The organism is Nonomuraea sp. NPDC050643 (genome assembly GCF_040654715.1).
Taxonomy (GTDB): domain Bacteria; phylum Actinomycetota; class Actinomycetes; order Streptosporangiales; family Streptosporangiaceae; genus Nonomuraea.
Genome location: NZ_JBFAIM010000191.1, coordinates 1 through 1,190, shown reverse-complemented (window position 1 = coordinate 1,190; position 1,190 = coordinate 1). Strand labels below are relative to the sequence as shown.

At 71.5% G+C, this 1,190-nt stretch carries 2 protein-coding genes; both read left to right on the top strand.

Annotated features, from left to right (window positions below; translation table 11 throughout):
* Positions 1-69 precede the first annotated feature (69 nt).
* On the top strand, positions 70-858 hold the full coding sequence (locus tag AB0I15_RS66910) for a hypothetical protein (protein WP_358121234.1): 789 nt from the start codon (positions 70-72) through the stop codon (positions 856-858).
* A gap of 72 nt (positions 859-930) precedes the next feature.
* Positions 931-1,188, top strand: a complete 258-nt coding sequence (locus AB0I15_RS66905; RefSeq protein WP_358121231.1) for a hypothetical protein — start codon at positions 931-933, stop codon at positions 1,186-1,188.
* The last annotated feature ends 2 nt before the right edge of the window (positions 1,189-1,190 follow it).

Below are 1,190 nucleotides of genomic sequence, written 5' to 3'. Positions count from 1 at the left end.
AGACCCTCGGGTGGAAGACGCCGGCAGAAGCCTTCAGCGATCATCTAAACTCGCTGCTGAGCAGCAGTGTTGCGACGACCCCTTGAACTCAAGCAGGGCGCCATCGTCAACATCGGCAACCTGCTCAGCACCGGCTCGTTCTGGCAGGCCCGCACCTGCACCGGTCCCGAGCACGACAACACGATCGACCGGGCGGGCGCGCTCCCCGACCAGATCGCGCGGCTGCTGCCGCCGGGCGTGTCGCTGCCGCTGTATCCCCCGGCGCCGCACTGCAACACCCGGGGGCTGACCGCGCTCGGCGAGCACATGGTGCAGGGCATGATCCAGCGCGGCATGCTGGTCGAGATCGACCACATGAGCGTCAAGGCCGCCGACCGCACGCTCGACCTGCTGGAGGCGGCCGGCCATCCCGGCGTGGTCTCCTCTCATAGCTGGGCCGACCCGAGCTTCTTCGCCCGGATCTACGCCCTCGGCGGCGTGATCACGCAGTACGGCCACAACGCCGAGGACTTCGTCGCGGAGTGGCGGCGTACGGTGCCGCTGCGCCGGCAGTACCAGGTGCCCGGGTACGGCTACGGCCTCGACGTCAACGGCCTGGGCCGCCTGCCCGCCCCGCGCGCCGGCAACACCGCGAACCCGGTGACGTACCCGTTCACCTCCTACGACGGGAGCACCCTGCTGGACCGGCTGAGCACCGGGCAGCGCACCTGGGATGTCAATGTGGACGGGGTGGCCAACTACGGCCTGGTCCCGGACTGGGTCGAGGACATGCGTCTGCTCGCGGGCCCGGACCTCGTCCGGGATCTGGCGGGGGGCGCCGAGTCGTACCTGCGGACGTGGGAGGCCGCCGCCGGCTGAGACCATTTAATTCTTGACGAAGTTAATTAGGGCTACCATCGGTGCATCCCTCAGCCCTTCGGGAGGCATCCGTTGCACTGGTTGCTCAGCGGCGCACTGCTGGCCGGACTTCTGACCGCTCCCCCCACCCCCACCCCCGCCCCCACCTCCTCCGGCACCTGGACCGTCACGGCCCCCGCGGGCGGGCCCGTCGCGACCGTCCGCCTCGACGAGCACGGCGGCCCGTCCCTGGCCGTCTCGCGAGGCGGGGCGGCCGTGCTCTATCCCGGCCCGGGGGGGCGGGGGACCCAGCAGGCCCAGCGCCCCCCCCGGCGGGGGCGGGGCCGATAGGG